At 64.9% G+C, this 1,186-nt stretch carries 2 protein-coding genes and 1 pseudogene; 1 reads left to right on the top strand and 2 read right to left on the bottom strand.

Features of this window, described 5'->3' with window-relative positions:
- A pseudogene (locus FJ980_RS35710) lies at positions 1-137 on the top strand (LysE family translocator); the annotation flags it as partial.
- Positions 138-216: 79 nt separating this feature from the next.
- Here FJ980_RS35710 and FJ980_RS32910 read toward each other — a convergent pair.
- Positions 217-669, bottom strand: a complete 453-nt coding sequence (locus tag FJ980_RS32910; protein ID WP_140492184.1) for a hypothetical protein — start codon at positions 667-669, stop codon at positions 217-219.
- Positions 666-1,186 (bottom strand): hypothetical protein (locus FJ980_RS32905; protein WP_246676689.1); only part of this gene is annotated, 521 nt, incomplete at its 5' end. The genes FJ980_RS32910 and FJ980_RS32905, both read right to left, overlap by 4 nt.

The raw sequence follows: 1,186 nt of genomic DNA, 5'->3' as shown, positions 1-1,186 counted from the left end.
CACCGATGGTGCTGGCGGCGGAGAAATTCTCGGCGGCGATGAAGGCCAGCCCGCGCGTGACGCGGGTGGTCGACTATCTCTTCGCCGGCGTGTTTTCCGCGTTCGCGCTCAAAATCCTGACTGGCCAGGCGAAGTAGGATTTTGCTGTTCGCTGCTGATTTCTTCCGAACCGGAGGTCAGCAAAGCTCCCTGCTTACGCGGGCGCTCGGTTCGAGGTCAGGGTTCGGCTTTCCACCAGCTTCCGGCCCAGCGCCCGGCGCTGAGCCAATAGAAGATGCCCCCGACCATGCCGCCGCCGATGACGGCGGCCATGGCGCGCGGCTCGGTGACGGCGAATGGCGTATCGCCCATCTGGTCGGCGAAGCCGAGGAAGACGGCGGCGACGATCGCACCGGCCAGCGCATAGAACAGCCAATCGCGCCGGCCGAGAATCTCGGCGATCAGAATCACGAGGGCCGCCGGCATGAAGGCGAAATAGGCGGCAAACAGCGCGACGAAGGGGATCGAGAAATAGAGCGAGGCGGTCGCCGCCGGCTCCGCATGCGCCGGCGTGTAGCCGAGGGAGGCCAGGAACAGGACATTGAGGAACGCGCTGGCCGCCAGCGCGGCGACGGCATAGCCGAACAGGATGACGGCAAGGCGCACGATATAGGCGACGAGACGGGTCATTGCTGATCCCGGCGTAAGGGATGGCCGGACTTGCGCCCGGCCAGAAACCAGTAGACCGAACCGGCGGCAATGCCGGCGGTGGCCAGGAAGCCGAGAAAGCCCGGGTTGAAAACAAACCCTCCGGCCGAGCCCGGGACAAGAACCCCGAATGCGATGGACGTGATCGCGCCCGTGGCCGCGAAGTAGAACCAGCCCCGAAGCGACAAGCGTTCGGCCATGAAGATCGCGGGGCCGACGATCAACAGCGCGCAGACCGCCACTGTCACTACCGCGAGCGGGAAGGAAACCAGCCAGTCGAACGCGAAAACGATGGACCAGTTGCCATATTCGAGCCCTTCCAGAAGAGCGATCAGCAGCACAGGCACCAGGATCGAGGTCAGCACGGCGGCGATATAGCCGACTGCTATGATGACGAAGCGCTTGAGCCCGGCGACGAGACGCCTCACGCCTCGCCGTGCCCCGCGATCATCATGGCTTCCAGCGCCAGCCGGTCGACTTTGCGCATGCGCTCCGATTC

This window comes from Mesorhizobium sp. B1-1-5, assembly GCF_006443065.1.
Lineage (GTDB): Bacteria > Pseudomonadota > Alphaproteobacteria > Rhizobiales > Rhizobiaceae > Mesorhizobium.
The sequence above is the reverse complement of the archived record's forward strand: the minus strand, read 5'-3'. Positions and strand labels throughout refer to the sequence as shown.